We start from the raw sequence: 22,459 nt of genomic DNA, 5'->3' as shown, positions 1-22,459 counted from the left end.
TCGGCGGCACGAGGGGTCAGCGACTGTCGTCGACCGACGACAGGCTGAGTTCGTCCCAGTCACCCGGCAGGACTGGTCCCTCGAGCAGCGGATCGTTCGTCTCGGTCAACCACTCGCGTAGCTCCTCGCGGAGGCGGTCTCGAGTTGTCCCAAGGTCGGGGTCGGTGGGGCCATTCTCGGCGAGGAGATTGTCCTGTTCGAGCGGGTCGGCCTCGAGATCGTACAGCTCCTCGTAGGCTCGCTGGGTGCCATAACAGTCCTCGTGGACCTCGCGGCCGGCATCGCTGCAGTAGATGTCGGTCGTCAAATAGACCTCGGGGAGGTGCCAAAGATTGCGCACGTACTTCCAGCGCTCCGTTCTGATCGCCCGAGTCGGGTTGTATCGGTCGTGCCAGGTCATGCCAGCGAAGACACGATCACGCGGGTCGTAAGCGTCCGCACCCGCCCCGTCGACCAACAGTGGCGCGAGACTCCGGCCAACGATTCCGCCATCGTCGGCGTCGAGATCGGGTTCGGCCACGTCCGCAAACTCGAGCAGCGTCGAAAAGACGTCGACGTTGCTCACGAGGTCGTCGACGACGCGACCCGACTCGAGGACGCCCGGATACCGCGCCAGAAGCGCTGCCTCGATGCCGGGATCGAAACAGCTCCCTTTCGCCCGTGGCATGGCCAGCCCGTGTTCGGTCGTGAAGACGACGAGGGTGTCCTCGGCGAGCCCAGCGCGCTCGAGGGCGTCGAGGATCGTCCCGACGCCGTCGTCGATCGCCGACAACATCCCCTGCATCTCGGCGATATCCGACCGAATGCCGGGCCGGTCGGGGAGGAACTCGAGTGGATCGACCGTCTCGGGGGCGGGCGTTTCGTAGCGGTCGCCGTCGAAGCCGAACTCGCCGTCGTCCCCGACACGGTGGAGTTCGAAGAAGCCGACGGAGGCGAAAACGGGGTCGTCGTGGTCGCCCTCGGCGAGCATCCTCGCGAACGCGTCGGCAACGGTTCGCGCGCGCGCCGTTTCGTGGATCGACGGCGGCGTGTCCGCCGTCAGCGGCTGGTCGGTGTGGATACGGTCGTAGCCGAGTCTGTCGGGATACTCCGTGACGTGCTGGAGGCCGAACAGGTGGGTGTCGTAGCCGGCCTCGGCGAGCAGTTCGGGGAGGAGGCGCTCGTCGTCGTGTAGCTCCCAGTCGGCGTGTGCGAGCCCGAGCATCCCGTTCTGGTGTGGATGGCGACCCGTGAACAGACTCGAGCGACTAGGCGAACACTGCGGGGCGGTCACGAAGTGGCGGTCGAAGCGAACGCCGTCGGCCGCAAGGGCGTCGATCCGCGGCGTGTCGACGGCCGCGCCGTAACAGCCAACGTATTTCCCCAGATCGTGACAGTGGATGAGGACGATGTGTGGCGAGGGCATGACAACAGGCTACGGTGACGACGAGAGTAAGCGTTCGGACGAAAGCAAGCGGGAGAGTGTCTCTCGGCGACGACTGTCGGGCGATCGTTAGTCACCAGTTGAGTGATCCACCTGCATACTCCGGGCTGATGATCTTCCCGACGAGGGGCGGAGTTGTGCTATCCATGGCGGAATCCAACGGACACGAATCAGTGTCGGCTAACGGACGTGACCCGGAGTCACATTCGACTGTGCGGAACGTCGTGTGTGTCGTGCTCGATACCGCTCGAGCGAAAAGCACCGGCCCGGAGACAACCCCAACGATGACCCAGCTCGCGGCGGAGGGCACGACCTTCGAGAACGCCTTTGCAACGGCCCCGTGGACGCTGCCGTCTCACGCCTCGATCTTTACGGGAACGTATCCCTCCGAGCACGGCACCCACGGCGGACACACGTATCTCGACGACGACCTGCGGACGCTCCCCGAGGCGTTTGCCGACGCGGGGTATGAGACCGTCGGCGTCTCGAACAACACGTGGATCACCGAGGAGTTCGGCTTCGACCGCGGCTTCGACGAGTTGCGCAAGGGCTGGCAGTACGTCCAGTCCGACGCGGATATGGGGGCGGTCGTCCGTGGCGAGGACCTCCGAGAGAAACTGCAGGCCACGCGACGACGGCTTTTCGACGGCAACCCGATCGTCAACGCGGCGAACATCCTCTACAGCGAGCTGTTCCAGCCAGCCGGCGACGACGGGGCTGACCGATCGACGACCTGGATTCGCAACTGGCTCGAGGGACGAGACGACGACCGTCCCTTTTTCCTGTTCTGTAACTTCATCGAGCCACACGTCGAGTACGATCCCCCGAAAGCGTACGCCGAGCAGTTCCTCCCCGAGGACGCGAGCTACGAGGAGGCTGTCGCGATCAGACAGGACCCGCGGGCCTACGACTGCGAGGACTATACCCTCTCAGATCGTGAGTTCGCGCTACTTCGGGGCCTCTACCGGGCCGAACTGGCCTACGTCGACGACCAGCTCGCCGAGCTTCGGACGGCACTCGAGGACGCCGGTGAGTGGACGGACACCCTGTTCGTCGTCTGTGGCGACCACGGCGAACACGTCGGCGAGCACGGCTTTTTCGGCCACCAGTACAACCTCTATGACACGCTGCTCAACGTCCCGCTGGTCGTCCACGGCGGGCCGTTTACCGATGGCGGCCGCAGACGCGACCTCGTCCAGTTGCTCGATCTCCCCGCAACGCTGCTCGAGAGCGTCGGCATCGACGATTTGGCGCTGCTCGAGCAGGGATCGGGACGTTCGATTCATCCGCAGTCGGCGGCGGAGCCACGAGACGCCGTCTTCGCCGAGTACGTCGCTCCGCAGCCCTCGATCGAACGACTCGAGGCACGGTTCGGCGAGATTCCCGACCGCGTGCGGGCGTTCGACCGGCGACTGCGAGCCGTCCGCACGGCGAAGCACAAGTATGTCCGGGGTGACGACGGCTTCGAGCGTCTGCACGACATCGAGTCGGACCCGCTCGAGCACGTCGATATTGCGGCCGACGGCCCCGAACAGGTTCGAGCGCTCCGTGAGCGCCTCGAGGAGCGGTTCGAACCGCTCGCGGATGCCGAACCGGCGGCTGCCGTCGAGATGCGCGAGGGGACCAAAGAGCGACTCGCGGATCTCGGTTATCTGTAGCGGCGACCGGCGCGGGCGTGGTCACAGTTATTGTTCTCGAGGGTGGATGTCGCCGTGTGAGCGAGCAGCGAGCGGGAAGCGACCGCTGTCGCCTCTGTGGGACGACAGTCACCGAGACGGCTACGGAGACGCGAGACGACGGCCCGTTCTGTTCGAGGGGCTGTCGTGACATCGCCACGACGCTCGGCTACGGTGACGACGAACACGCCGATGTGGCCGTCACGGAACGGAGTGGCGACGCCGACGTGGAGAGCACGCGCACGTTTTTCCGGGTCGATGGGATGCACTCGGCGCTGTGTGAGGCGTATCTCGAGGCGGTCGCCGACGACATCGACGGCGTGTCGGACGCCGATGCGAGCTACGTCACGGAGGCCGTACGGGTCGACCACGATCCCGATCGCGTCTCGGCGGCGGCGCTCGAGGACGCCCTGACAACGACCGGCTACACGGCATACCGTCGCGAGGAGGCGACGGACGAGGCCACCGGCGATGACACGGCGGCCGACTCGAGTCGGACGCGGCGGTCCCGCGAGATGCAGGGGATGCGAAAGCGCCGTTCGGAAGACGTCCTCGAGGTTCGATACATCGTCGGGATCGTCTTCGGATCGTTTCTGCTGGTGCCGTACGTCACGGTGTTGTATCCGGCGTATCTCTCCGCGTACACCGACTACTGGCTGTTCGAGCGCTACGGCGAGACGTTCGCGAGTTTCGACGGGATGTTGTTCCTGCCGATTTTCCTCGTGGTGACCGGGGCCGTCCTCTATCTGACTGGGATGCCGCTGTTGCGCGGGGCGTACGTGAGCCTGACGCTCCGGCGGCCGAGTACACACCTGTTTGCGGCGCTCTCGATCATCGCTGCCTTCTGCTATGGGACGCTCTCGTTTGTCGTCGGCGACCCACGGATCTACTACGATCTGACGATCCTCATCGCAGCCACCGTCATGGCCGCGATCTTCTACGAGGAGACGGTCAAACGGACGGCGGTGAACCGACTCACCGACCTCACGGTCTCGCAGGTCGGAACGGCTCGCGTTCTCGAGGCCGACGGCTCGACCCGTGAGACGCCAGTCGAAGACGTCGCGGCCGATGATCGGCTGCTGGTTCGGGCGGGCGAGCGAATTCCGGTCGACGGGACGCTCGTCGACGGCGAGTGTACGGTCGACGAGGCGATCATCACGGGGGAGTCGCTCCCGATCTCGAAATCGACCGGCGATCCGGTCGTCGGCGGCTCGGTCGTGACAGGCAACGCCGCCGTCGTCGCCGTCGGCGAGCGAACGACGAGCAGCATCGAGCAGTTGACACGCATCGTCTGGAACATTCAGAGCGCCGACCACGGCGTCCAACACCGGGCAGACGCACTCGTCGGGCGACTGGTCTTGCCTGTCGTGGGGATCATCGTCGCCGTCGGACTGGGCTCAGTCTTGCTGGGCAACGGACTCCTGTTTACCACAACGGCCGTTCTGCTGGCCGTCATCGCCGTGAGTCCGTGGGCGCTCGCGCTTGCGACACCGTACTCGGTCGCCACCAACATCCGGGACGCACTCGAGGCCGGGATCGTCGTCTTCGACGAGAGCGTCTTCGAACGGCTCCGCGCGATCGACGTCGTCGTCTTCGACAAGACGGGGACGCTGACGACCGGCGAGATGACCGTCCTCGAGGCGGATGCGCCACGTGATCTCCTCGCGGCGGCCGGCGCGATCGAACGCCGTGGCGCACACCCCGCCGCCGCGGCGATCGAGACCGCCTTCGCCGACGGACTCGAGCGCGACCCGACACGGGCCGACGGCGGTGTCATGGACGAGGGCGCAGACGACGAGCGCGAGGGACAGATTCAGGCGTTCGAACGCCACGCGACCGGCGTCGAGGGGACCGTCGACGGCGAGCGAGTGCTCGTCGGCCATCCGGACCTCTTTCGCGACCACGGGTGGGTCGTCGAGGACGGCCTCGAGCAGCGTGTTTCGGCCGTTCGAGACGACGGTCACCTCCCCGTCGTCGTCGGGCGCGACGGCCACGCCGAAGGCGTCATCGTCGTCGGCGACGAACCACGCGAGGCGTGGGCACGGACGGTGACGGCGCTTTCCGACGCCGGTCTCGACGTCGTCGTCCTCACTGGTGACGACGACTCGGCGACAGCCCGGTTTCGGGCCCACTCGAGTGTCGACCACGTTTTCGCGAACGTCTCACCCACGGGGAAGACGGCGGCGATCGGACGGCTGCGGGCCGACAACCGCGTGGCGATGGTCGGCGACGGGACGAACGACGCGCCCGCGCTGTCCGCCGCGGATCTGGGCATCTCACTCGGTGGCGGGACGGCGCTCGCCGCCGATGCGGCCGATCTCGCGATCGTCGAAGACGACCTCGAGGCCGTCGAGCGCGCGTTCGAGCTCGCGCGTGGTGCCCGCGAACGGATCGTCCAGAACCTCTGGCTTGCGCTCGCCTACAACGCGGTCGTGATCCCACTCGCGCTGGCAGGGCTGTTGACCCCCGTTGTGACGACTGTGGCGCTGGCCGCAAGCGCCCTCTTGATCGTCGGCAACGCCTCGCGGTCGCTGCTCGAGGAGTAGTCCAGTTTCGAGACGGTCAGGGCAATGACGGCAGCATTTGATAGCACTCCATCACGAACCTAGCGTATGACCGTCCTCGAGAGTGTCGTCCGTCCGCCCGAGGGGGTCGTCCCGGTCGATCACACGGCTCGACTCCGCCGAGGTGGTCGCTGATGGCGCGTGTGCTCGTCGTCTACGGCTCGAGCGAGGGCCAGACGGCCTCGATCGCCGAACGGATCGGTGACGTCCTCGAGGCAGCGGGCCACGACGTCGTCGTCGTAAACACGAAACACCCGCCAGCGGAGCTCGATCCGGGGCGCTACGACGGCGTCATCGTCGGCGCATCGGTCCATATGGGGTCTCACCAGTCGTCCGTCGAATCGTTCGTCGACAAGCACAGCGAGGCCCTGAACCGCGTCCCGTCGGCGTTTTTCTCGGTCAGCCTGACGGCCGCACACCCGGACCCTGACGACCGCGAGCCGGCCCAAGAGATCCTCGAGGAGTTCCTCACGGAGGCGGATTGGGAACCGAACACCACGCTGCTGGTCGGCGGCGCGCTCAAATACAGCGAGTACGGCCTGTTGAAACGCGTCGTCATGCGCCGAATCGCGGGGAAAGCCGGCGGCGACACCGACACCGCACGCGATTACGAGTACACCGACTGGAACGAACTCGAGGCGTTCGTCGACGAGTTCACGACGTTGCTTCCCGACGCGCCCGAACAGCCCTGATCAGAGGCCACCGACCGAACTCGCGATGAGGAGTGTCACGACCAGCAAGGCGAGAACCGCCCCGACGGCCAGCGGGACGTTTTCCTGTGCCTTCTCGAGGACGGACATCTCGTCGTACTGTTCGCGAAACGCCTCGAGGTTGGCCTCGTCGGAGAAGTACTTCGTTTTGAACGCGAAGCGTTCGGTGACGGCACAGCCGTGACAGACCGGCTCGCCCTCGAGTCGCTCCGTTTCGATGTGGTCGTCACAGTTGATGCTCCCGCAGTTGGCACAGTAGGTGTAGGACTCGTTCGGGCCGGCGGTCTCGCAGTGAACACACCCATGAAGCTCGTTCGTCGTCGTCGCTCTCGAGGGGCCGGCGGCGTAGTAGCTGTACTCGTACTCGTAGGAACCGAGCGAGAGCAACGAGCGGACGTGCGGGACGTACACTGGGTCGATCTCCTGAACCGAGATATCCGAGTGGGCCGGCGTGCAGGTCTTCTCGTAGTCGACGTTGTTCCCGCCCGTGTAGTGGACCGTCGTTGTCTGTGCCTGCCGGAGGCGGTCGATCGCCCACTCCTTGTACGCGGTCTCGGTCTGCCCGAACCGCTTGCGCTCGACGCCGTCGAACGTCGCCTCGAGCGCCGCGTCCTCGAGGTCGATCCGGGGTGCCGTCGGTGTGGCGACGAGGTCTCGCAGATCACCGGTCGCCACCGCTGGCGCGTCACGGGCAGCGTGGACGACGAGGTCGTTCGTCTCGTCGATCCGGTGGATGACGCCGACTGAGGTTTCGAACGTCGCATCCGTCGTCGCACGGACAGTCACCATCGGCTCGAGTGAGACCGTCGTCTCCGGCGTGGGGATGGTCACGGCCTCGAGATTGTCGATCTCCCGGACGGCCTCGAAGACGGGGGCGTCCCGGCCAGCGGTGGGGTGGACCGGCTGGAGGGTTTCGGTACAGAGGATCTCGATCCGGCCGTTGTAGAGGTCCATGCCGATCTCCTCGCCGATCGCCCGGAGGTCCTGCCCGTCGAGGAGTTCGACGCCGCCGTCGCCGGCTCCCAGTTGGCGGGCGTACTCGCGGGCGGGGTCGGTGAATCGGCCGGTCGTCGCCACCATCCCGCGAACCGGGCCGTCGTAGTCGTAGGTCGCTGCCGCCGAGTGGAGTTTCTGGATCACCGGGCGGCTCACGGTGGCCGTGTGTTTGCACTCGACGACGACCGCCCGCCGGGTGCCGTCGACGACCTCCTCCATCAGGATGTCTCGGCCCTCGTCGGCCGTGCGCCGTGATTGACGGACGTTCTCGTAGCCGAGGTGTCGAAACACGTCCTCCATCAGGTCCTCGAACTCATAGCCCGAGAGGTCGTCGAGTATCGCCATCGCGTTCACGACCGACTACCGAGTCGACCGCCGATAGCGTTTCGACTCGAGACAGTCACGAGTTCCGACCGTCGGAACCCGTCGTCGCACCTGAACCGTCTTCAGCGTGTTCGTGGTCCGACGGATCTGCCGACCGATCCCGACGACCTCGAGTGAAGCGACGCCGAAGACCGACTTCGCGAGGCCGGCCCGAGGAGTAAGCGATCGACCGCTGGGAGGGCCTGTCGAAGCCCGCCAACCGCACGAATACGTGAACAGTGTCACTGCCCGTGTCAGTCAGTCTGAATACCAACTGTTTTCGCGCTCGTCGTTGCATCGTCCGCTATGGCTGACCGGTACGACGTGATCGTCCTCGGCGTCGGCGGCATGGGCAGCGCGACTGTCGCACACCTCGCTGAACGCGGTGTCGACGTACTTGGCCTCGAGCGCTACGACATCCCACACAGCTACGGCTCCTCACACGGGAACACCCGGATCATCCGGCTGGCCTACGCCGAACATCCCGCCTATGTCCCGCTGTTGGAACGGGCGTACGAACTGTGGGACAACCTCGAGGCCGACCACGATCGGCAGCTCCGCTACCGAACCGGCTCGATCGATGCCGGGCCGGCCGGCGACCCGCTCGTCGAGGGATCGAGACGTTCCTGTGAGGAACACGGCCTTACGTACGAACAGCTCTCGGGTGCGGAACTCGGCGAGCGATATCCGGGCTACGGGTTGCCCGAGGACTACGAAGCGATCTACCAGCCCGACGGCGGCTATCTCGTCCCTGAGCAATGTATCATCGCCCACGTCAACCGTGCCCACCGGGCAGGCGCGACGATCCGCGCTCGAGAACGCGTCGTCGACTGGCAGCCAACGGCCGACGGCGGCGTTCGCGTCGAAACCGATTACGACCGATACGAGGCGGACAAACTGGTGCTCACGGCGGGTTCCTGGGCGGCCCAGTTCGTCGACGCACTCGAAGGAGTCGCGGTCCCCGAACGGCAGGTCCTCGCGTGGCTCCAGCCCCACGAGCCCGACCTGTTCACGCCAGCGCGGTTCCCGGTCTGGAATCTGCAGGTTCCAGAGGGCCGTTACTACGGCTTCCCCGTCCACGACGTGCCGGGGTTCAAGTTCGGCCGCTACAACCATCGCGAAGAAACGGTCGATCCCGATGCCTTCGAGCGCGAACCCACACAGGCGGACGAACGACTGCTTCGGACGTTCGCCGAACAGTACTTTCCCGAGGGAGCCGGGCCGACGATGCGACTCCAGACGTGCCTGTTTACCAACACGCCTGACGATCACTTCGTCCTCGATACGCTGCCCGACCACCCACAAGTCGCCGTCGGCGCTGGCTTCTCGGGCCACGGGTTCAAATTCGCCAGCGTGATCGGCGAAATACTAGCTGATCTCGCACTCGAGGGGGAGACTGACCATCCGACCGACCTGTTCTCGCTGGATCGGTTCTGACGCGTCGACGCGCCGCTACAGCCACTCGATAATCTCGTCGGCGAACATCGACAGCGCTGCTTCTGTGTCGTCGTTTTGAATGCCGACGATTGCGTGATCGAGGCCGTACTCCTCGAGTCGCCGGAAGTAGTCTTGGAACCACTCGACGCCGGCGTGAAAGCCAAGGTGGAGTGGCTCCGGCTCCGCCGTTGGGTCGTCGGCCAACTCGACGCGGATCGCGATCGCGAACGGTTTCTCGCCCGCCGACTCGCGCCAGTCGACGAGGTAGTTCTGGAGGGTGCGCTCGGGCAGGTGATAGAACAGCCAGCCGTCGCCGTGGTCGGCGATCCACTCACGCGATTGGCGAGCGTGCCCCGTCGGCAACAGCGGAATCGTCTCCGTCGTCGGCTTTGGGACCACGTCGAGGTCGCCCTCGAGTCGGCCCCACTGGCCCTCGAGGTCCGGGAACTCCTCGCGCCAGACGGTTCGCATCGCTTCGACGGACTCACGGAACAGTTGCCCGCGGTCTTCGCGGTCGACGTCGAACGCCGGAAACTCGGGGTCCCGGTCCCCGGAGGCGACGCCGAGAACGAGTCGGCCATCCGAGAGTTGGTCGACCGTCGCCGCGGATTTCGCGACGTGGAGCGGGTGACGAAGCGTAAGCACGACACTCGAGGTGCCAAGTGCGATGTCGTCGGTGTGGGCAGCGACGTGGGAGAGCCACGGCCAGGTGTCGAACGTCTGGCCCGCGTCGCCGAACTTCGGCCAGTAGGTCGGGACGTCGCGGGTCCAGAGGCCGTCGAAGCCGACCGATTCGGCGTGCGTTGCGAGTCGCAGTTCCTCGGTGACGTCCGGCGTCGATCGGTTCGTCCCCGTCAGCGGAAAGCCAGCGCCGAACGTCAACCCCTCGTGGTCGAACAGCTGTCGGTAGCCGGCGTTTTCGTATCCAGTCGACATTCGAGTGCGCTATCGGACGCGGCCCTATGACACTGCCGTTGTCGGTTCGGTTTGCTGTCCCGGAACTGGTGGACTGCAGTTTGTCGGATTATCGTCGGTGTCGCCACCTGCGACCGATGAACGTGGCTGTCGCTCGAGCGGACACCGAAAAAGTGGAAAACCGATCGTCGCAGTGTGCCGATCAGTCGTCGGCGGGGGCAGCGCCGCTTGCGCCTTCGGCCTGTTCTTTCGTCCAGGCGAGTTTGCCACCGGCGGCGAGGATGTCGCGCTCGCGCTCGGAGGCGTCCAGCGTGGCGGTGTACTCTTCGCCACCGACGCGGACCGTGAACTCTTCTTGGCCGCTCGTGACGGCCTCGTAGACGTCGTCGACGATCTCGATCTCGTCGCCCTGATCGATCGACTCGTAGGTGTCCTCGTCGATCGTCAGCGGGACGATCCCGAAGTTAAAGAGGTTCGCGCGGTGGATGCGTGCGAAACTCTGTGCGAGGACACCCTCGATGCCGAGATACATCGGACAAAGCGCGGCGTGTTCGCGCGAGGAGCCCTGGCCGTAGTTCTCGCCGGCGACGAGGAAGCCGCCGTCGGCCTCGAGGGCGCGTTCGGCGAACGTCTCGTCGACACGCGAGAGCGTGAACTCGCTCAGTTTGGGGACGTTCGACCGGTACATCAGGATGTCCTGCGTTGCAGGAATGATGTGGTCGGTCGTGATGTTGTCCTCCATCTTGAGCAGCGCTTCGCCGGAGATATCGGTGCCGAGCTGGTCTTTCAGCGGGACATCGCCGATGTTCGGACCCTTGATGAGCTCGTCGTCGACGGCCTCGTCAGGGGCGATGAGGTCCGTCTTGGAGCCGTCGTACTCGTCGGGAAGCTCGACGCCGGGTGCCTCGAGGTCGCCGAGTTCGTCGGCGAGGTTGCGCGGATCGATGATTTCGCCCTTGAGCGCCGCGGCGGCCGCGACCTCTGGCGAACAGAGGTAGACGTTGTCGTCTTCGATACCCGAGCGACCCTCGAAGTTACGGTTGAAGGTTCGCAGCGAGACCGAATCGGAGGCAGGCACGTGGCCGATACCGATACAGGCACCACACGTGGCTTCCGAGAAGTTGACGCCAGCAGCCATCATCTCCGCGACCCAGCCCTCACGGGCGAGCATCTCGGAGGCCTGCTTGGAGCCGGGAGCGACGATCGTCTCGGTCTCCATCGAGGTCTCGCGACCCTCGAGCATCTTGGCGACGGGGAGGATGTCCTCGTAGCCACCGTTCGTACAGGAGCCGACCATGACCTGTTCGACGGACTCGCCTTCGACTTCGCTGACGGGAACGACCTTGTCCGGCATCGAGGGCTGTGCGATCAGCGGCTCGAGATCCGAAAGGTCGACGACGATCTCGTCGTCGTACTCGGCGTCGTCGTCGGGCTGGAGTTCGACGTACTCCTCGCCGCGGCCGACGCGCTCTAAGTAGTCCTGGGTCTGTTCATCGGTTGGGAAGATCGACGTCGTTGCGCCGAGTTCCGTTCCCATGTTGGTGATCGTCATCCGCTCGGGTGCGGTGAGCGTCTCGACGCCGGGGCCGGTGTACTCGAGGATCTTGCCGACGCCGCCTTTGACGGAGAGGCGACGGAGCAGCTCCAAGATGACATCTTTCGCGGTGGCCCACTCGGGGAGTTCGCCCTCGAGACGGACGCTGACGATTTCGGGCATCTCGATGTAGTAGGGTGCGCCACCCATCGCGACGGTGACGTCGATCCCGCCGGAACCGATGGCGAGTTCACCGATTCCACCGGGCGTTGGGGTGTGGCTGTCAGAGCCAAGCAGCGTCTTCCCGGGGGCTGCGAAGTTCTCGCGGTGGACGTTGTGACAGATACCGTTGCCGGGGCGAGAGAAATGAGCGCCATATGTGCCGGCAGCGGAGCGGAGGAAACGGTGGTCGTCCGTGTTCTTGAAGTCGAACTGGTAGGTCTGGTGGTCACAGTACTGGGCCGCGATTTCGGTCTGGACCTCGTCCAGTCCCATCGCTTCGAACTGGAGCCAGACCATCGTCCCGGTCGTGTCCTGGGTAAGTACCTGGTCGATCTCGATTCCGATCTCCTCGCCGGTCTCGAGTTCGCCCTCGACTAAGTGGTCGTCGAGAATCTTCTCGGTGAGAGTCTGTCCCATAGCACTACGAAATGCGCCGTCCGTCCTGATAAATCCAGCGTGTTCCTACGAGGAAGCGGCCGTTTCGAGTGTACCCGGGGAAAAGTCTCCGCGTTTCGAGTAATTATTGCCATCGGCGTGGACACCCGTACGGGAAACAGTGCATCCGCTCGACGAGTCGAAAAACTGGACTGTTCATCGAGTTGATTGTGACGCGTACACGTCCCGAACGGGCCGTGATGAACGGATACCCTTTTCTCTCCGCCGCGGTGTTCTCCGTACATGTTCCGTTCCGGTGCGTTCGTTGCCGACCACGTTTCGCCGACGGCTGTCGAACAGGTACAGCCCAACGGCGTCGACCTCACGTTAGACGTCGTTTTCGAGCAACTCGAGCCGGGGCGTATCGGTCGCGACGGCAAAGAGATCGGCGACCGTATCGCGCGCCCACTCGAGGAACTCGAGCAGAAAGACCCCGATACCTTCTATCTGCCCGAAGGGGCCTACGTCGCCCGCTACGATGAGCGGATTCGGATTCCTGAGGGTCACATTGGCTTCGTCTACCCGCGCTCGTCGCTGATGCGTAACTCGTGTATGTTGAATACGGCCGTCTGGGACGCGGGTTACGAGGGCCGCGGCGAGGGGCTGTTGCAGGTCCACCACGACATCGAGATTGAACGCGGAGCCCGGATCGCCCAACTGGTCCTCGCCGAGGCCGACCACGAGGACGTCTACGACGGCAGTTATCAGGGCGAAAACCTCGAGTAGTCCCACAAACCACCGGGTCGCGTACTGTTTTGGTCGTTCCCGTCGGACGTTCGAACGATGATGGCGACCACACACGTCTTCGCCGGGCTCGCTGTCGTTGCCCCGATCGCTTACGCCGTCCCCGAGTTTACAATGGCGCTTGCGGTCGGGGCGATCCTCGGCGGGCTTGCTCCGGATTTCGATCTCGTCGCTGTCCATCGACGGACGCTCCATTTCCCGCTCAGTGGGCTCGCGGTGGTCGTCCCAGCGGTCGGCATCGCGGTCAGTGTTCCCTCGAGTCTCACCGTTGGGCTTGCGGCGTTCGCCGTCGCCGCCTGGCTCCACGCCGCGAGCGACGCCATCGGCGGCGGCCCCGAGATGGACCCGTGGAACGACCGAAGCGAGCGAGCCGTCTACGACCACGTTCGCGGGCGGTGGATTCGGCCGCGGCGATGGGTTCGCTACGACGGCGCGCCCGAAGACGCCGCACTCGCGGTCGTCCTTGCCGTCCCCGCGGTGCTCGTCTTCGATGGGTGGGTCAGCGCCGTGGTCCTCGGCGGCGTCGCCGTGTCGCTCGTGTACGCACTCTTTCGCCGGGAGCTGGTCGCATGGGTCCCCGACTGGCTCGAGTGAGCGACCGCGGCGGCTGGTCGGCGGTGAGTCGGAACGCTGATACGCCATCTCTCCAAGGGACTCGGTATGGTTGATACGTTCGTGGCCCAGACGATCCATCTGATATTCGCTGCCCTCTGGGCTGGCAGCGTCTGTTACGTCGCAGCGGTCGTCTTACCACTCGCCCGCGATGGCGCGTTCAATACGACGAAGCCCCTCGAGGTCATCTCGGGGAAGCTCACGATGCTTTCGCGCGTGAGCGCACTGGTCTTGCTGGTGACCGGCGGGCATCTCGCAGGTACGGGATACACCGCAGAGCGTCTGTTTAATACGACCAACGGACAGCTCGTGCTCGTGATGGTCGCGCTGTGGGCGATCCTCGCTGGGCTCATCGAAGTCGGTGCGAAGCGCTTCGAGGCGGGACTCAACGGGAAGAAACTGCGCGAACCGGCGGGCGACGCCTTGCCGCTGTACCGCGCAGCAGCGGTCGTCTCCATCGCGTTGCTCGTCGTTGCTGGCCTGATCACGACGAACGTCGCGCGGCTCATGTAGGCCGGCCACTACCCCGTGTTCAGTTCCCCAACTGACATTTCGGAAGCGCACATTCTTACGAAAGATACTTAGTCAGTTACTGTAACGTACTCCCATGATGATCAGGGGAAAAGAACTGGCGCTGTCGGCACTCGCAGTCGGGGCGGCTGCAGCTGTCGGCTATGCACTTCGCTCGAGCCAGCAGGCCGACCGCGCCGCACGGTCGAAAGCCGACCTCGGCGCACGGATCGTCGACCACGACGAGATCCCAGCGGAGGCCACCATCGTCGACGGTACCTCTCGCCGACTGCGCGAGATCCCCGGTGCACGGCGTGCGATCGACCGCGCCGTTCGTAACAACGCCCACGACGAGTGGGAACACGTCACCATCGAGCACGATGGTGCCTGGTCCGTCGTCGACTCCATCCGTGGCTCGCTGCCGTATCACGACGGCGACCGAACCGAGTACAACGGTGTCTACGTCCACTCCGGCGACCGAATCGTCGTCCTCGATGCGATCGGCTGGGCGCGACTCGAGGAGCCGATTCAGTAGTCCCGACACACTGTCTTCGAATCACCTGCGTCGGCGACCACTGCGATCCGCTCGTCCGTTCTCGACGGTCGCCGCTCCCGCAGTCAGCGTGAGCCACAAATCACAACCACTACTTCTCACCCCCGCCGAGTGACGCCCATGGAACTAGGCGTAATCGGACTCGGACGTATGGGACAGATCGTCGTCGACCGCACTCTCGAGGCAGGCCACGACGTCGTCGCCTTCGACCTCGAGCCGGAGGCCGTCGCGACGGCCGCCGACGCGGGTGCAGAGCCGGCTGACTCGGTTGCCGACCTCGTTGACCGACTCGGCGACGACAAACACATTTGGCTGATGGTCCCGGCAGGCGGGGCCGTCGACGCGACGCTCGAGGAACTCGAGGACCACCTCGACGAGGACGACGTGGTCGTCGACGGCGGCAACTCCTACTTCGAGGACTCCGTCCGGCGGGCCGAGAGCACGCCGGCAGCGTATCTCGACTGCGGGACCTCGGGTGGCCCCGCGGGCGCACATCTGGGCTTCTCGCTGATGGTCGGCGGTCCCGAATGGGCCTACGACGAACTCACTCCCGTCTTCGACGCCGTCGCGACCGGTCCCGACGGCCACGAGCGCATGGGCCCTGCAGGCTCGGGCCACTACGTGAAGATGGTTCACAACGGCGTCGAGTACGCGCTGATGCAGACCTACGGCGAAGGGTTCGAACTGCTCCACGAGGGCCGCTACGATCTCGACCTCGAGTCGGTCGCCTCGGTCTGGAACAACGGCGCGGTGATCCGCTCGTGGCTGCTCGAACTCTGTGAGGAGGCGTTCCGCGAGGAAGGAACCGATCTTGGCGACGTCGCAGATCGCATCGAAGGCGGCTCGACGGGGACCTGGACCGTCCAAGAAGGCCTCGAGCAAGAAGTGCCCCTGCCGCTGATCTACACCGCGCTCGGCGAACGGTTTGGCTCTCGAGCCGACGACGGTCGCTTCTCGCGGCGGCTGGCGAACCGACTCCGGTACGGCTTCGGTCGCCACGAGGTCCCACGCCGGGAGTAAGACGTCGGTCGCACATTCGCGACCGATCTTCGACTGTCCGACACACGGCGGCGACGAGACGCTCACCGCTCACGAGACGGTAAGTGTTGACTCGGACAGACAATACCGCCCCGTGTCTCGAGGAGACGATACTGTCGGTGTTGTTCGGAACGTCCACTGACGCGGCCGATATCACGGGTACGAACTGTGTTTTTGCCTGTCCAACCCGTGGTGGAATATTGGGGTATTTTCTTTACTCCCGATATCGAGGTCCCCAATGATGCACTCTGATCACTCGACGACAGTGACGGCTGTAGACGAGCAACGGCCAAGTATGGCCGTCGTCTCTCTTGTCGCAGCGGTAACCGACACGGATCCACTCGAACTCGAGCCACTCTACAATGCGGTCGATCCTGAAGCACTCGACTCCCTCTGTGCCGCCGGGAATAGCGTCTCCACGCTCTCGTTCGAGTATGCGGGTTATACGGTCGTCGTCGAACAGTCCGCTGCTGGCGTCGAACTCTCGCTCGAGCCAATCACGATCGACGGCGAGACCACTCGCGGCGTTGCTGATTCCGGGCGATCGGCGTAAGGCTGGTTTTGAAACACTGTCGGACACTCGTCAGCGCCAGACGTGACAGTCGGGCGTCCGCTCGACGGACCACACAGCCCTACTCACAGACTTCTTCGTCGTACTCGCGCTCGAGCGTAAGCACGATATCCCACTGCCCCGACATCATCAGCGCCTCGTTCTCGACTCGAATGTAGTATCCGTTTCACAGTTCGACTCCGCACCCGTCTCGGAGGAGCCATCACTCTCATCGCCAAGACAGCCAGCGGTCGCGACGATGCCAGCAGTTCCGATACTCCGAAGCACGGTTCGGCGTGTTTCCATACACGGTTTTTCAGAACATCGAGAAAAACCATCCGAGTTGAATTTCAATATCCAATATATTGAAAATCTTTTTCTAAATACAGTCTTTTTATCGTGTTTTTACACACTTCATGCACTAGTACAGATCCCCGGAGTGGACACAGTCGGGCTGCGACCACCGTCATCAAACTGATGTATGACACGGAAACCACAACCGTGTTGGCCCTGCTCTCGCGAGTAGGGCTCGATGACGAACGCGTCGGAAAGACGAGCGACGCTGTGGGTGATTCTGGCATCGGCAACGTTGACGGTGATGGCTGGGGCGATCCTCGGTCCGATCGTGCCGGCGATCCAGTCGAGCCTCGGGGTGTCGGAGTCGAACGCCGGCCTCATCATCACGACTCATGGCGCGCTTATCGTTCTCGTCAGCCCGATCGCGGGAGCGCTCATCGATCGGATCGGGCCCCGTCGCCCCTTTATCGTCGGTCTCCTGCTGTACGCGGTCGGCGGCGGGGCCGGGCTGGTCGTCGATTCGTTCGGGCCGCTGCTCGCCTCGAGGGCGGTGCTGGGCGTCGGCGTCGCTTTCGTCTACACCGGGATCACGGTGCTTATCTACCAACTCTACGAGGGCCAGCGAATGGAGCGAGCGCTAGGGCTGCGAAGCAGCGCCAACAGCGTCGGCGCGGTAATCTGGCCGCTGGTTGGCGGTGCGCTCGGCACCCTCTCGTGGCAGGCCCCCTTCGGCGTCTATCTGGTCGCGCTCCCGCTCGGATTACTCGCGATCGCGACCGTTCCCGAGACGGGGGTTCGAGAGACCAGCGCGAAGACGGACACGAAAAGCGGCCTCGCTGGAGTTCTCGCCGTCTTTCGACGCCGTCCCGGGCTTCTGTCGGTCTACCTGCTGTACTTCGGGGCGAACGTCCTGCTCTACAGCATCGTCGTGTTCTATCCGCAGCTACTGGCCGGACTGGGGATCACCTCTTCGCTGTCGATCAGCCTCTATCTCGCCGCCAACGGACTCGCCGGCGGTGTCTCGGCGGCGGTCTACGATCGCCTTATCGAACGGACGAGTCGCCACGCGCTCGTCGCGACGGCGCTTGGCCTCTGGCTCGTCGCGTTTACGGGTGCGACCGTCGCGGAATCAGCGCTAACAGCAGTCCCGTCGGTGGTCGCGTTCGGGCTTGGGCTCGGGCTGGTCTTCCCGTCGGCCTTTGCCTGGATCGAGGCGCTCGCCCCGGCCGGGCGACAGGGACAGTTCAGCTCGTATCTCGCGTCGGCAGGCTATACAGGACAGTTCCTCTCCCCGGTACTGTTCGGCCCGCTGGTCCCGCTGTTCGGCGTTCGCGGGGTGTTCGCCGCGGCGGCGACGGCAGCCATGCTCGGCCTCGTCGCGCTCGTGTCCGTTCGCGGACGGTGAAATCAGACGATCTCCCGAAGCGCCCAGACGTCCTCGGCCGGCTCGAGTCGATGTGGTTCTGCCCCTCGAGCAGTCAGAATCCCGGTGTGATACAGCATCGCCTTTAGCTGGAAGACCGTCGGCGAGTGATAGACGGTGCCGTCCTCGAGCGCCGCGCGCCGAAGCGCGCCGTCTTCGGTCAACACCCGCCGTCGAACGGCCTCGTCGCCCCGAATGAATAGCTCGACGGTGAACGTCGGATGGAGTTCGTGCATGTGGACGACCAGCTCGACCAGCGACGGCTCCGGGTTCATGTCGTCGTGCATCGTCTGAAGCTCCGTCACGAGCAACTCTGTCGCGGGATACTCGAACAGGACGCGGCGAGCCAGTCGCCCCCACGCCGGCGCGACGTCGATGAAGCGTTTCGACGACCGATACCAGTTCTCGAACTCTGTGAGTGCCGTCTCGACGGAGCCGTACTGTGCTATCGCGAACCGGACGACCTCCTGCCCAAGTGACGTTAACTCCGGGACGGGGCCGGGGTCGATCAATCCGAGAAAGGCAGCGCCGCGTCTGGCATCGTCGGCCGCACCGACGACCTTGTACGCCGAGAGCAACGTTTCAGTGTCCCCGGCTGCGTACTGTGCGAGCGGATAGCCGAGATAGTTCTTCGGATGGTTCAGCCCGAACGAGGCGTCGGTGACACCCTGTGCCCCGGCCTGAAACCGCAGCGCCGTCGCCTCACTCGAGGTCCGATTACCGACGACACGGGGGACCTCGAGGGCGTCGACCTCGCCCGACGCAGCGACGCCGAGGACGCCGACGTTCAGCTCACGCGCGAGGGTGCGATCGGTTTCCGAAATCGCGGCCGTCGGCGCGGCGAGATACGCCGCGTTCGCCTCGTGAAGCCGGTCGTAGGCCTGGACGATTCCGCGTTGGGTGTCGACGCCGCCGCTCGTCTCTCCTTTCGCTTCGATAGCGATCAGCGGCGGCTCGTCACCGAGTCGGTCGACCGCCAAGAGGTCTGACTCGAGGGCGCGCACGCCGACGAGATCCGGGTAGCCGCCACCGATCTGGACGTGGTTAAAGGGGGCGAGGCGATCCCGAACGGCCGGATCGACGGGCTGGCCGGGGAGCCACTCAGCTTTCGAGAACTGTGTGTCGGCGACCACGTAGGACGGCGAGTCGTTGTCGGCCCGGCTCGAAAAGAGCCGTCGCTTGGTGTGGGCCAACACCTGTGGTTCCGACAGCGGCCGTGCCGCGGTGCTCATGTCTCTCGATTCGAGACCGCAGTCAAGAATGTTCTGGCAGCATGACGAGTCAGACGAAGGATACGTTCGACCGGGACCGGTCTGGTGCTCACTCCGTCGCGTCAGTCGGTGAGTGCTCGAGTGCGTCCGACTCGCCGAGCAGAGCGACTGCCATCCGGCCGGCGACGTAGGCGAACGCGCTCGAGAGGTGAAAGAAAGCGAGTCCGAGAACGCCACCGAGCAGGACTGCCAGCGCCGCCTCCGGAAGCGTGTCGATCGTCCAGACGATCGGCTGGTCGTTGACCGTGAAGAACTCCTCTGTGTGCGGATACCGAAACGGGACGGCGAGCAACGAAAACGCGGTGACGAACACAAAAAGCAGGACGATCGTGACGAACCCGAGCCAGAACTTCACCATGAGAAAGCCCAGCCCTCGCCAGGTCGACGGGGCATCGAAGTACGCTCTGAGCGTCGCCCACGGGCCGTTCGTCGCCGACGTGTCGACGTCGTCAGCCGGTCTAAGGTCGACAGCCAGCAAGGCGTTTGCGAGCCATCGTTCGAACCCCGCAAGCAGTCGAGCGCCGATGACGGTAGTAACTAACAGGACGATGCCGACGCCGACCATGGAGAGGATCGTCCCAAACCCGAACCCGAGCAGAAACAGCATCGAGTACACCATCGCAAGCGGGAACGCGATTCCCAGGTAACAGAGATTTTTGTACGTCTGTCGGTCGACAACGACGCCGACGATACCGCCGATCGAAGAGCCGCTGTCGTCTCCCGTGCGTTCTGATGGAGCCATCCTGAAGCGGCGTTCTCACAGCAGTCCTAAATGGACTGGGGACCAGTTACAGGACCAGAAGTTGCCCCGGCCGAAGCGACTCCCACTCGAGTGTGAGGACAACACCGACGATCCAGGGCACCGAGCCTCAGCCGGACGGCAGCGGGAGCCGCTGAGAGCCCGTACACGACCCAGCCGCCACATCGCGTGCCTGCGCTGGCCTGTTAGCCACCACCGTACTCGTCGAGCCACGACTGTACCGTCCCCTGCAGGGCACCGGTAGTACTCCCGATATTCAGGATTTGGTAGCCCGATTCGGCCTTCTCGTTGACGTCGTCCATTCCGAAGCCGAGCCCGCCGAGCGGGACGTCGGCCTCGAGTGCGGCCTCCCGAATCCGGTCGACGTGCTCTTCGACCGCCTCGTGGGTCGGCTCCCCGGGATGACCCGTCGAGACGGCGAGGTCGAGCGGACCGGCGAAGACGAACCCCAGTTCGGGCACCGCGAGGATGTCGTCGATGTTGTCGACCGCCGTCGGATTCTCGATTGTCACGCCGAGGACGATTTCGTCGTCTTCGGTGCCGGCGTAGTCGTCGGCCGTCCCCCAGCGACTCGCACGGGGACTCGCAAAGCCGCGTCTTCCGGGCTCGCCGTCGTACTCGAACCGGGAGGCCTCGAGTGCCTGCCGGACCTCGTCGGCCGTCTCGATCCGTGAGACGAACAGCGAGCGGACGCCGGCGTCGAGCGCCTTGCGGATCATCCCCGGGTCGGGTTCGGGCAGTCGAACGAGGAGTTCGGTCTCGGTTACGTCTGCGGCCCGAAGCAGGGCCTCGAGTCGGTCGCCGTCCCACGGACTCGGGCCGGCGTGCTCGAGGTCGATCCAGACGAAATCCAGCCCGAGCTCGCCGTAGAACTCGACGAGCGTCGGATTGTACGTGTTCTCGAGGATGCCGAGTGCGACGGCGTCGTCTTCGAGTGATGGTCGAAGCCGGTTACTGCGGGGAGTGGTCGGCATAGTCGACGGACCAGCAGAGCCGTAATAAAGCTTCGCGGTGAGCCAGCACCGTCGGCTCGAGCGGTCGGCACCGATAGTCGGCCTCTATCGAGACACGATCGGCGACCGAAGGACGCTACCGGGTCTCGTATCGCAGCATGGTTCCGGCGAGGACGACGACGAGTGCACCGGCCGACAGCATCACCAGCCCGGGGACGAACGACCCTGTCACGTCGTGGAAGACACCGATCAGCATCGGGCCGAAGAAGCCACCGATCTCGCCGACGGCGAAGATGAAGCCGACCGCCGTCCCGGTCAACCGCGCTCCGATCCCCTCGAGTGCCGGCGGAATCGCCCGGACGAGCGGTGAGACGCCGCCGATCCCGAACCCGGCGAAGACGATTCCGACGACGGCACCGCCCACGCCACCCACGATCAGTCCGACAACGCCGAGAAACGCGACAGTGCCACAGCTCATTAGCGCGAGTCGCCGAGCAGTGAACCGATCGGCAAGTGTGGGCACGACCAACACGCCGACGACGTAGGCACCGATCAGCAGGCTCGTGGCCTGCCCGGCCACGGCAGCCGAGAACCCGCGTGACTCGAGCACTGTCGGCAACCACCCTTGCAGGCCGTGGTGTAACAGCAGGTACATCGTCCCGATGACGACGACCAGTCGGAGCTCACGGTGGGAAAGCACCAGCCGCAGGTCGTCGACGACCGACTCGAGGGAAAACGCGTCGGTGGCAGCCATTTGGCCGTCGATGTCGACACGCCACGTAACGAACAGCCAACAGAGGCCGTAGCCGACGGCGACGACGCCACTCCAGAAAAACAGCGGCCGCCAGCCGCCGAGCCACGGCCCCAACACCGGGCGGCCGACCGCGAAGACGAGCGCAGAGCCCGCCGAGGCCCCGATGAGATAGATCGCCGACGGGCGACCGGTCGCCTCGGGCGGGAACAACACGCCGACCAACTTCGGGAGGCCGAACGTAATGGCGGTCGCGCCGACACCAAGCAGGAGCGTCGCGGCAAGCAGCGACGGAAAGTCGCCGGCCGTGCTTCGAACGATCTGGGCGACGCCGTAGATCAGCACACCGACAGCGAGGCTTCGGCCAGGCCCGACTCGGTCGACGGCGAGCCCGGAAAGCAGCGCAAGCGGGATGTACGTCAGCGGCACGGCTCCGGCAAGCACACCAGCCTGTGTACTCGAGAGGTCGAGATCCGCAATAATCGTCGAGAGAAACGCCGGCAGCGAGAACCAGACGAACATGAGGCAGGTGTAGCTCCCCGCGGCGAGGACGACGAGAGCGTACGCCTGCCGGTGACCACCGGTACCATGACCCATGCATCGGAGTGTGTGCTGGCACACCGAGTAGGTTGCTATATGGGTCGATACGACCGGATAGCACACCGATCGCGTGTCGGCGTGTGAGCGGACATGCAGTGACCGCCAGTGGCGATCATCACTGC

19 protein-coding genes are annotated in these 22,459 nt (G+C 64.8%); 11 read left to right on the top strand and 8 right to left on the bottom strand.

Annotated features, from left to right (window positions below):
- Positions 1-16 precede the first annotated feature (16 nt).
- Positions 17-1,405 carry a sulfatase family protein gene (locus tag C495_RS09135; protein ID WP_008162170.1) on the bottom strand — a complete coding sequence of 463 codons (1,389 nt, stop codon included), beginning with the start codon at positions 1,403-1,405 and terminating at the stop codon, positions 17-19.
- A 164-nt stretch (positions 1,406-1,569) separates the two neighbouring features.
- Here C495_RS09135 and C495_RS09130 point away from each other — a divergent pair, with 164 nt between their 5' ends.
- From C495_RS09130 to C495_RS09120, 3 genes are all read left to right on the top strand, one after another.
- Positions 1,570-3,081, top strand: a complete 1,512-nt coding sequence (locus C495_RS09130; protein ID WP_169330515.1) for a sulfatase — start codon at positions 1,570-1,572, stop codon at positions 3,079-3,081.
- A 56-nt stretch (positions 3,082-3,137) separates the two neighbouring features.
- Positions 3,138-5,645 (top strand): heavy metal translocating P-type ATPase, encoded by a 2,508-nt coding sequence (locus C495_RS09125; RefSeq protein WP_008162168.1) that lies wholly within the window; start codon positions 3,138-3,140, stop codon positions 5,643-5,645.
- Positions 5,646-5,797: 152 nt separating this feature from the next.
- Positions 5,798-6,355 carry a flavodoxin domain-containing protein gene (locus tag C495_RS09120; RefSeq protein ID WP_008162167.1) on the top strand — a complete coding sequence of 186 codons (558 nt, stop codon included), beginning with the start codon at positions 5,798-5,800 and terminating at the stop codon, positions 6,353-6,355.
- Here the strand turns inward: C495_RS09120 and C495_RS09115 are convergent, their stop codons facing one another.
- Positions 6,356-7,714, bottom strand: a complete 1,359-nt coding sequence (locus tag C495_RS09115) for a restriction endonuclease (RefSeq protein ID WP_049890236.1) — start codon at positions 7,712-7,714, stop codon at positions 6,356-6,358.
- Positions 7,715-8,038: 324 nt separating this feature from the next.
- On the opposite strand from C495_RS09115, the gene solA reads away from it, so the two are divergent.
- Complete coding sequence (gene solA, locus C495_RS09105) at positions 8,039-9,169, top strand: N-methyl-L-tryptophan oxidase (RefSeq protein WP_008162164.1); 1,131 nt, start codon at positions 8,039-8,041, stop codon at positions 9,167-9,169.
- Between the two features lie 15 nt (positions 9,170-9,184).
- Here the strand turns inward: solA and C495_RS09100 are convergent, their stop codons facing one another.
- A complete protein-coding gene (locus tag C495_RS09100; RefSeq protein WP_008162162.1) occupies positions 9,185-10,105 on the bottom strand; it encodes an LLM class oxidoreductase in 921 nt (306 codons plus the stop codon).
- A 181-nt stretch (positions 10,106-10,286) separates the two neighbouring features.
- Positions 10,287-12,257, bottom strand: a complete 1,971-nt coding sequence (locus C495_RS09095; protein ID WP_008162160.1) for an aconitate hydratase — start codon at positions 12,255-12,257, stop codon at positions 10,287-10,289.
- A 261-nt stretch (positions 12,258-12,518) separates the two neighbouring features.
- Between C495_RS09095 and C495_RS09090 the strand changes: the two genes are divergently transcribed.
- From C495_RS09090 to C495_RS09060, 7 genes are all read left to right on the top strand, one after another.
- Positions 12,519-13,001, top strand: a complete 483-nt coding sequence (locus tag C495_RS09090; RefSeq protein WP_008162159.1) for a deoxyuridine 5'-triphosphate nucleotidohydrolase — start codon at positions 12,519-12,521, stop codon at positions 12,999-13,001.
- A gap of 57 nt (positions 13,002-13,058) precedes the next feature.
- Positions 13,059-13,613, top strand: coding sequence for a metal-dependent hydrolase (locus tag C495_RS09085; RefSeq protein WP_008162157.1), 555 nt, complete (start codon positions 13,059-13,061; stop codon positions 13,611-13,613).
- Positions 13,614-13,679: 66 nt separating this feature from the next.
- Positions 13,680-14,144 carry a hypothetical protein gene (locus C495_RS09080; protein WP_008162155.1) on the top strand — a complete coding sequence of 155 codons (465 nt, stop codon included), beginning with the start codon at positions 13,680-13,682 and terminating at the stop codon, positions 14,142-14,144.
- Positions 14,145-14,238: 94 nt separating this feature from the next.
- Positions 14,239-14,676 (top strand): hypothetical protein, encoded by a 438-nt coding sequence (locus C495_RS09075; RefSeq protein WP_008162153.1) that lies wholly within the window; start codon positions 14,239-14,241, stop codon positions 14,674-14,676.
- Between the two features lie 138 nt (positions 14,677-14,814).
- Positions 14,815-15,714, top strand: a complete 900-nt coding sequence (gene gnd, locus C495_RS09070) for a phosphogluconate dehydrogenase (NAD(+)-dependent, decarboxylating) (protein WP_008162152.1) — start codon at positions 14,815-14,817, stop codon at positions 15,712-15,714.
- Between the two features lie 256 nt (positions 15,715-15,970).
- Complete coding sequence (locus C495_RS09065) at positions 15,971-16,285, top strand: HalOD1 output domain-containing protein (protein ID WP_338036872.1); 315 nt, start codon at positions 15,971-15,973, stop codon at positions 16,283-16,285.
- Between the two features lie 529 nt (positions 16,286-16,814).
- A complete protein-coding gene (locus C495_RS09060; RefSeq protein ID WP_008162150.1) occupies positions 16,815-17,984 on the top strand; it encodes an MFS transporter in 1,170 nt (389 codons plus the stop codon).
- 2 nt (positions 17,985-17,986) lie between these two features.
- Here C495_RS09060 and C495_RS09055 read toward each other — a convergent pair whose 3' ends face one another.
- The 4 genes from C495_RS09055 to C495_RS09040 all read right to left on the bottom strand — a co-directional run bounded on the left by C495_RS09055 (position 17,987) and on the right by C495_RS09040 (position 22,334).
- Complete coding sequence (locus C495_RS09055; protein ID WP_008162149.1) at positions 17,987-19,234, bottom strand: hypothetical protein; 1,248 nt, start codon at positions 19,232-19,234, stop codon at positions 17,987-17,989.
- Positions 19,235-19,322: 88 nt separating this feature from the next.
- Complete coding sequence (locus C495_RS09050) at positions 19,323-20,015, bottom strand: sensor domain-containing protein (protein WP_008162148.1); 693 nt, start codon at positions 20,013-20,015, stop codon at positions 19,323-19,325.
- A 203-nt stretch (positions 20,016-20,218) separates the two neighbouring features.
- On the bottom strand, positions 20,219-21,007 hold the full coding sequence (locus tag C495_RS09045) for an HpcH/HpaI aldolase family protein (protein WP_008162147.1): 789 nt from the start codon (positions 21,005-21,007) through the stop codon (positions 20,219-20,221).
- A gap of 115 nt (positions 21,008-21,122) precedes the next feature.
- Entirely contained in the window at positions 21,123-22,334 is a 1,212-nt protein-coding gene (locus C495_RS09040; RefSeq protein WP_008162146.1) for an MFS transporter, read from the bottom strand.
- Positions 22,335-22,459 lie beyond the last annotated feature (125 nt).

It is taken from the genome of Natronorubrum sulfidifaciens JCM 14089 (assembly GCF_000337735.1).
In the GTDB taxonomy this organism is placed as follows: Archaea; Halobacteriota; Halobacteria; order Halobacteriales; family Natrialbaceae; genus Natronorubrum; species Natronorubrum sulfidifaciens.
This window is presented reverse-complemented; position numbering and strand designations above follow the sequence as displayed.

Excerpts from the sequence above, each read along its gene's own strand:
- C495_RS09135 (WP_008162170.1), bottom strand. The coding sequence starts at position 1,405 with ATGCCCTCGCCACACATCGTCCTCATCCACTGTCACGATCTGGGGAAA.
- C495_RS09130 (WP_169330515.1), top strand. The coding sequence starts at position 1,570 with ATGGCGGAATCCAACGGACACGAATCAGTGTCGGCTAACGGACGTGAC.
- C495_RS09120 (WP_008162167.1), top strand. The coding sequence starts at position 5,798 with ATGGCGCGTGTGCTCGTCGTCTACGGCTCGAGCGAGGGCCAGACGGCC.
- C495_RS09115 (WP_049890236.1), bottom strand. The coding sequence starts at position 7,714 with ATGGCGATACTCGACGACCTCTCGGGCTATGAGTTCGAGGACCTGATG.
- solA (WP_008162164.1), top strand. The coding sequence starts at position 8,039 with ATGGCTGACCGGTACGACGTGATCGTCCTCGGCGTCGGCGGCATGGGC.
- C495_RS09100 (WP_008162162.1), bottom strand. The coding sequence starts at position 10,105 with ATGTCGACTGGATACGAAAACGCCGGCTACCGACAGCTGTTCGACCAC.
- C495_RS09095 (WP_008162160.1), bottom strand. The coding sequence starts at position 12,257 with ATGGGACAGACTCTCACCGAGAAGATTCTCGACGACCACTTAGTCGAG.
- C495_RS09090 (WP_008162159.1), top strand. The coding sequence starts at position 12,519 with ATGTTCCGTTCCGGTGCGTTCGTTGCCGACCACGTTTCGCCGACGGCT.
- C495_RS09085 (WP_008162157.1), top strand. The coding sequence starts at position 13,059 with ATGATGGCGACCACACACGTCTTCGCCGGGCTCGCTGTCGTTGCCCCG.
- C495_RS09080 (WP_008162155.1), top strand. The coding sequence starts at position 13,680 with ATGGTTGATACGTTCGTGGCCCAGACGATCCATCTGATATTCGCTGCC.
- C495_RS09075 (WP_008162153.1), top strand. The coding sequence starts at position 14,239 with ATGATGATCAGGGGAAAAGAACTGGCGCTGTCGGCACTCGCAGTCGGG.
- gnd (WP_008162152.1), top strand. The coding sequence starts at position 14,815 with ATGGAACTAGGCGTAATCGGACTCGGACGTATGGGACAGATCGTCGTC.
- C495_RS09065 (WP_338036872.1), top strand. The coding sequence starts at position 15,971 with ATGATGCACTCTGATCACTCGACGACAGTGACGGCTGTAGACGAGCAA.
- C495_RS09060 (WP_008162150.1), top strand. The coding sequence starts at position 16,815 with ATGACGAACGCGTCGGAAAGACGAGCGACGCTGTGGGTGATTCTGGCA.
- C495_RS09055 (WP_008162149.1), bottom strand. The coding sequence starts at position 19,234 with ATGAGCACCGCGGCACGGCCGCTGTCGGAACCACAGGTGTTGGCCCAC.
- C495_RS09050 (WP_008162148.1), bottom strand. The coding sequence starts at position 20,015 with ATGGCTCCATCAGAACGCACGGGAGACGACAGCGGCTCTTCGATCGGC.
- C495_RS09045 (WP_008162147.1), bottom strand. The coding sequence starts at position 21,007 with ATGCCGACCACTCCCCGCAGTAACCGGCTTCGACCATCACTCGAAGAC.
- C495_RS09040 (WP_008162146.1), bottom strand. The coding sequence starts at position 22,334 with ATGGGTCATGGTACCGGTGGTCACCGGCAGGCGTACGCTCTCGTCGTC.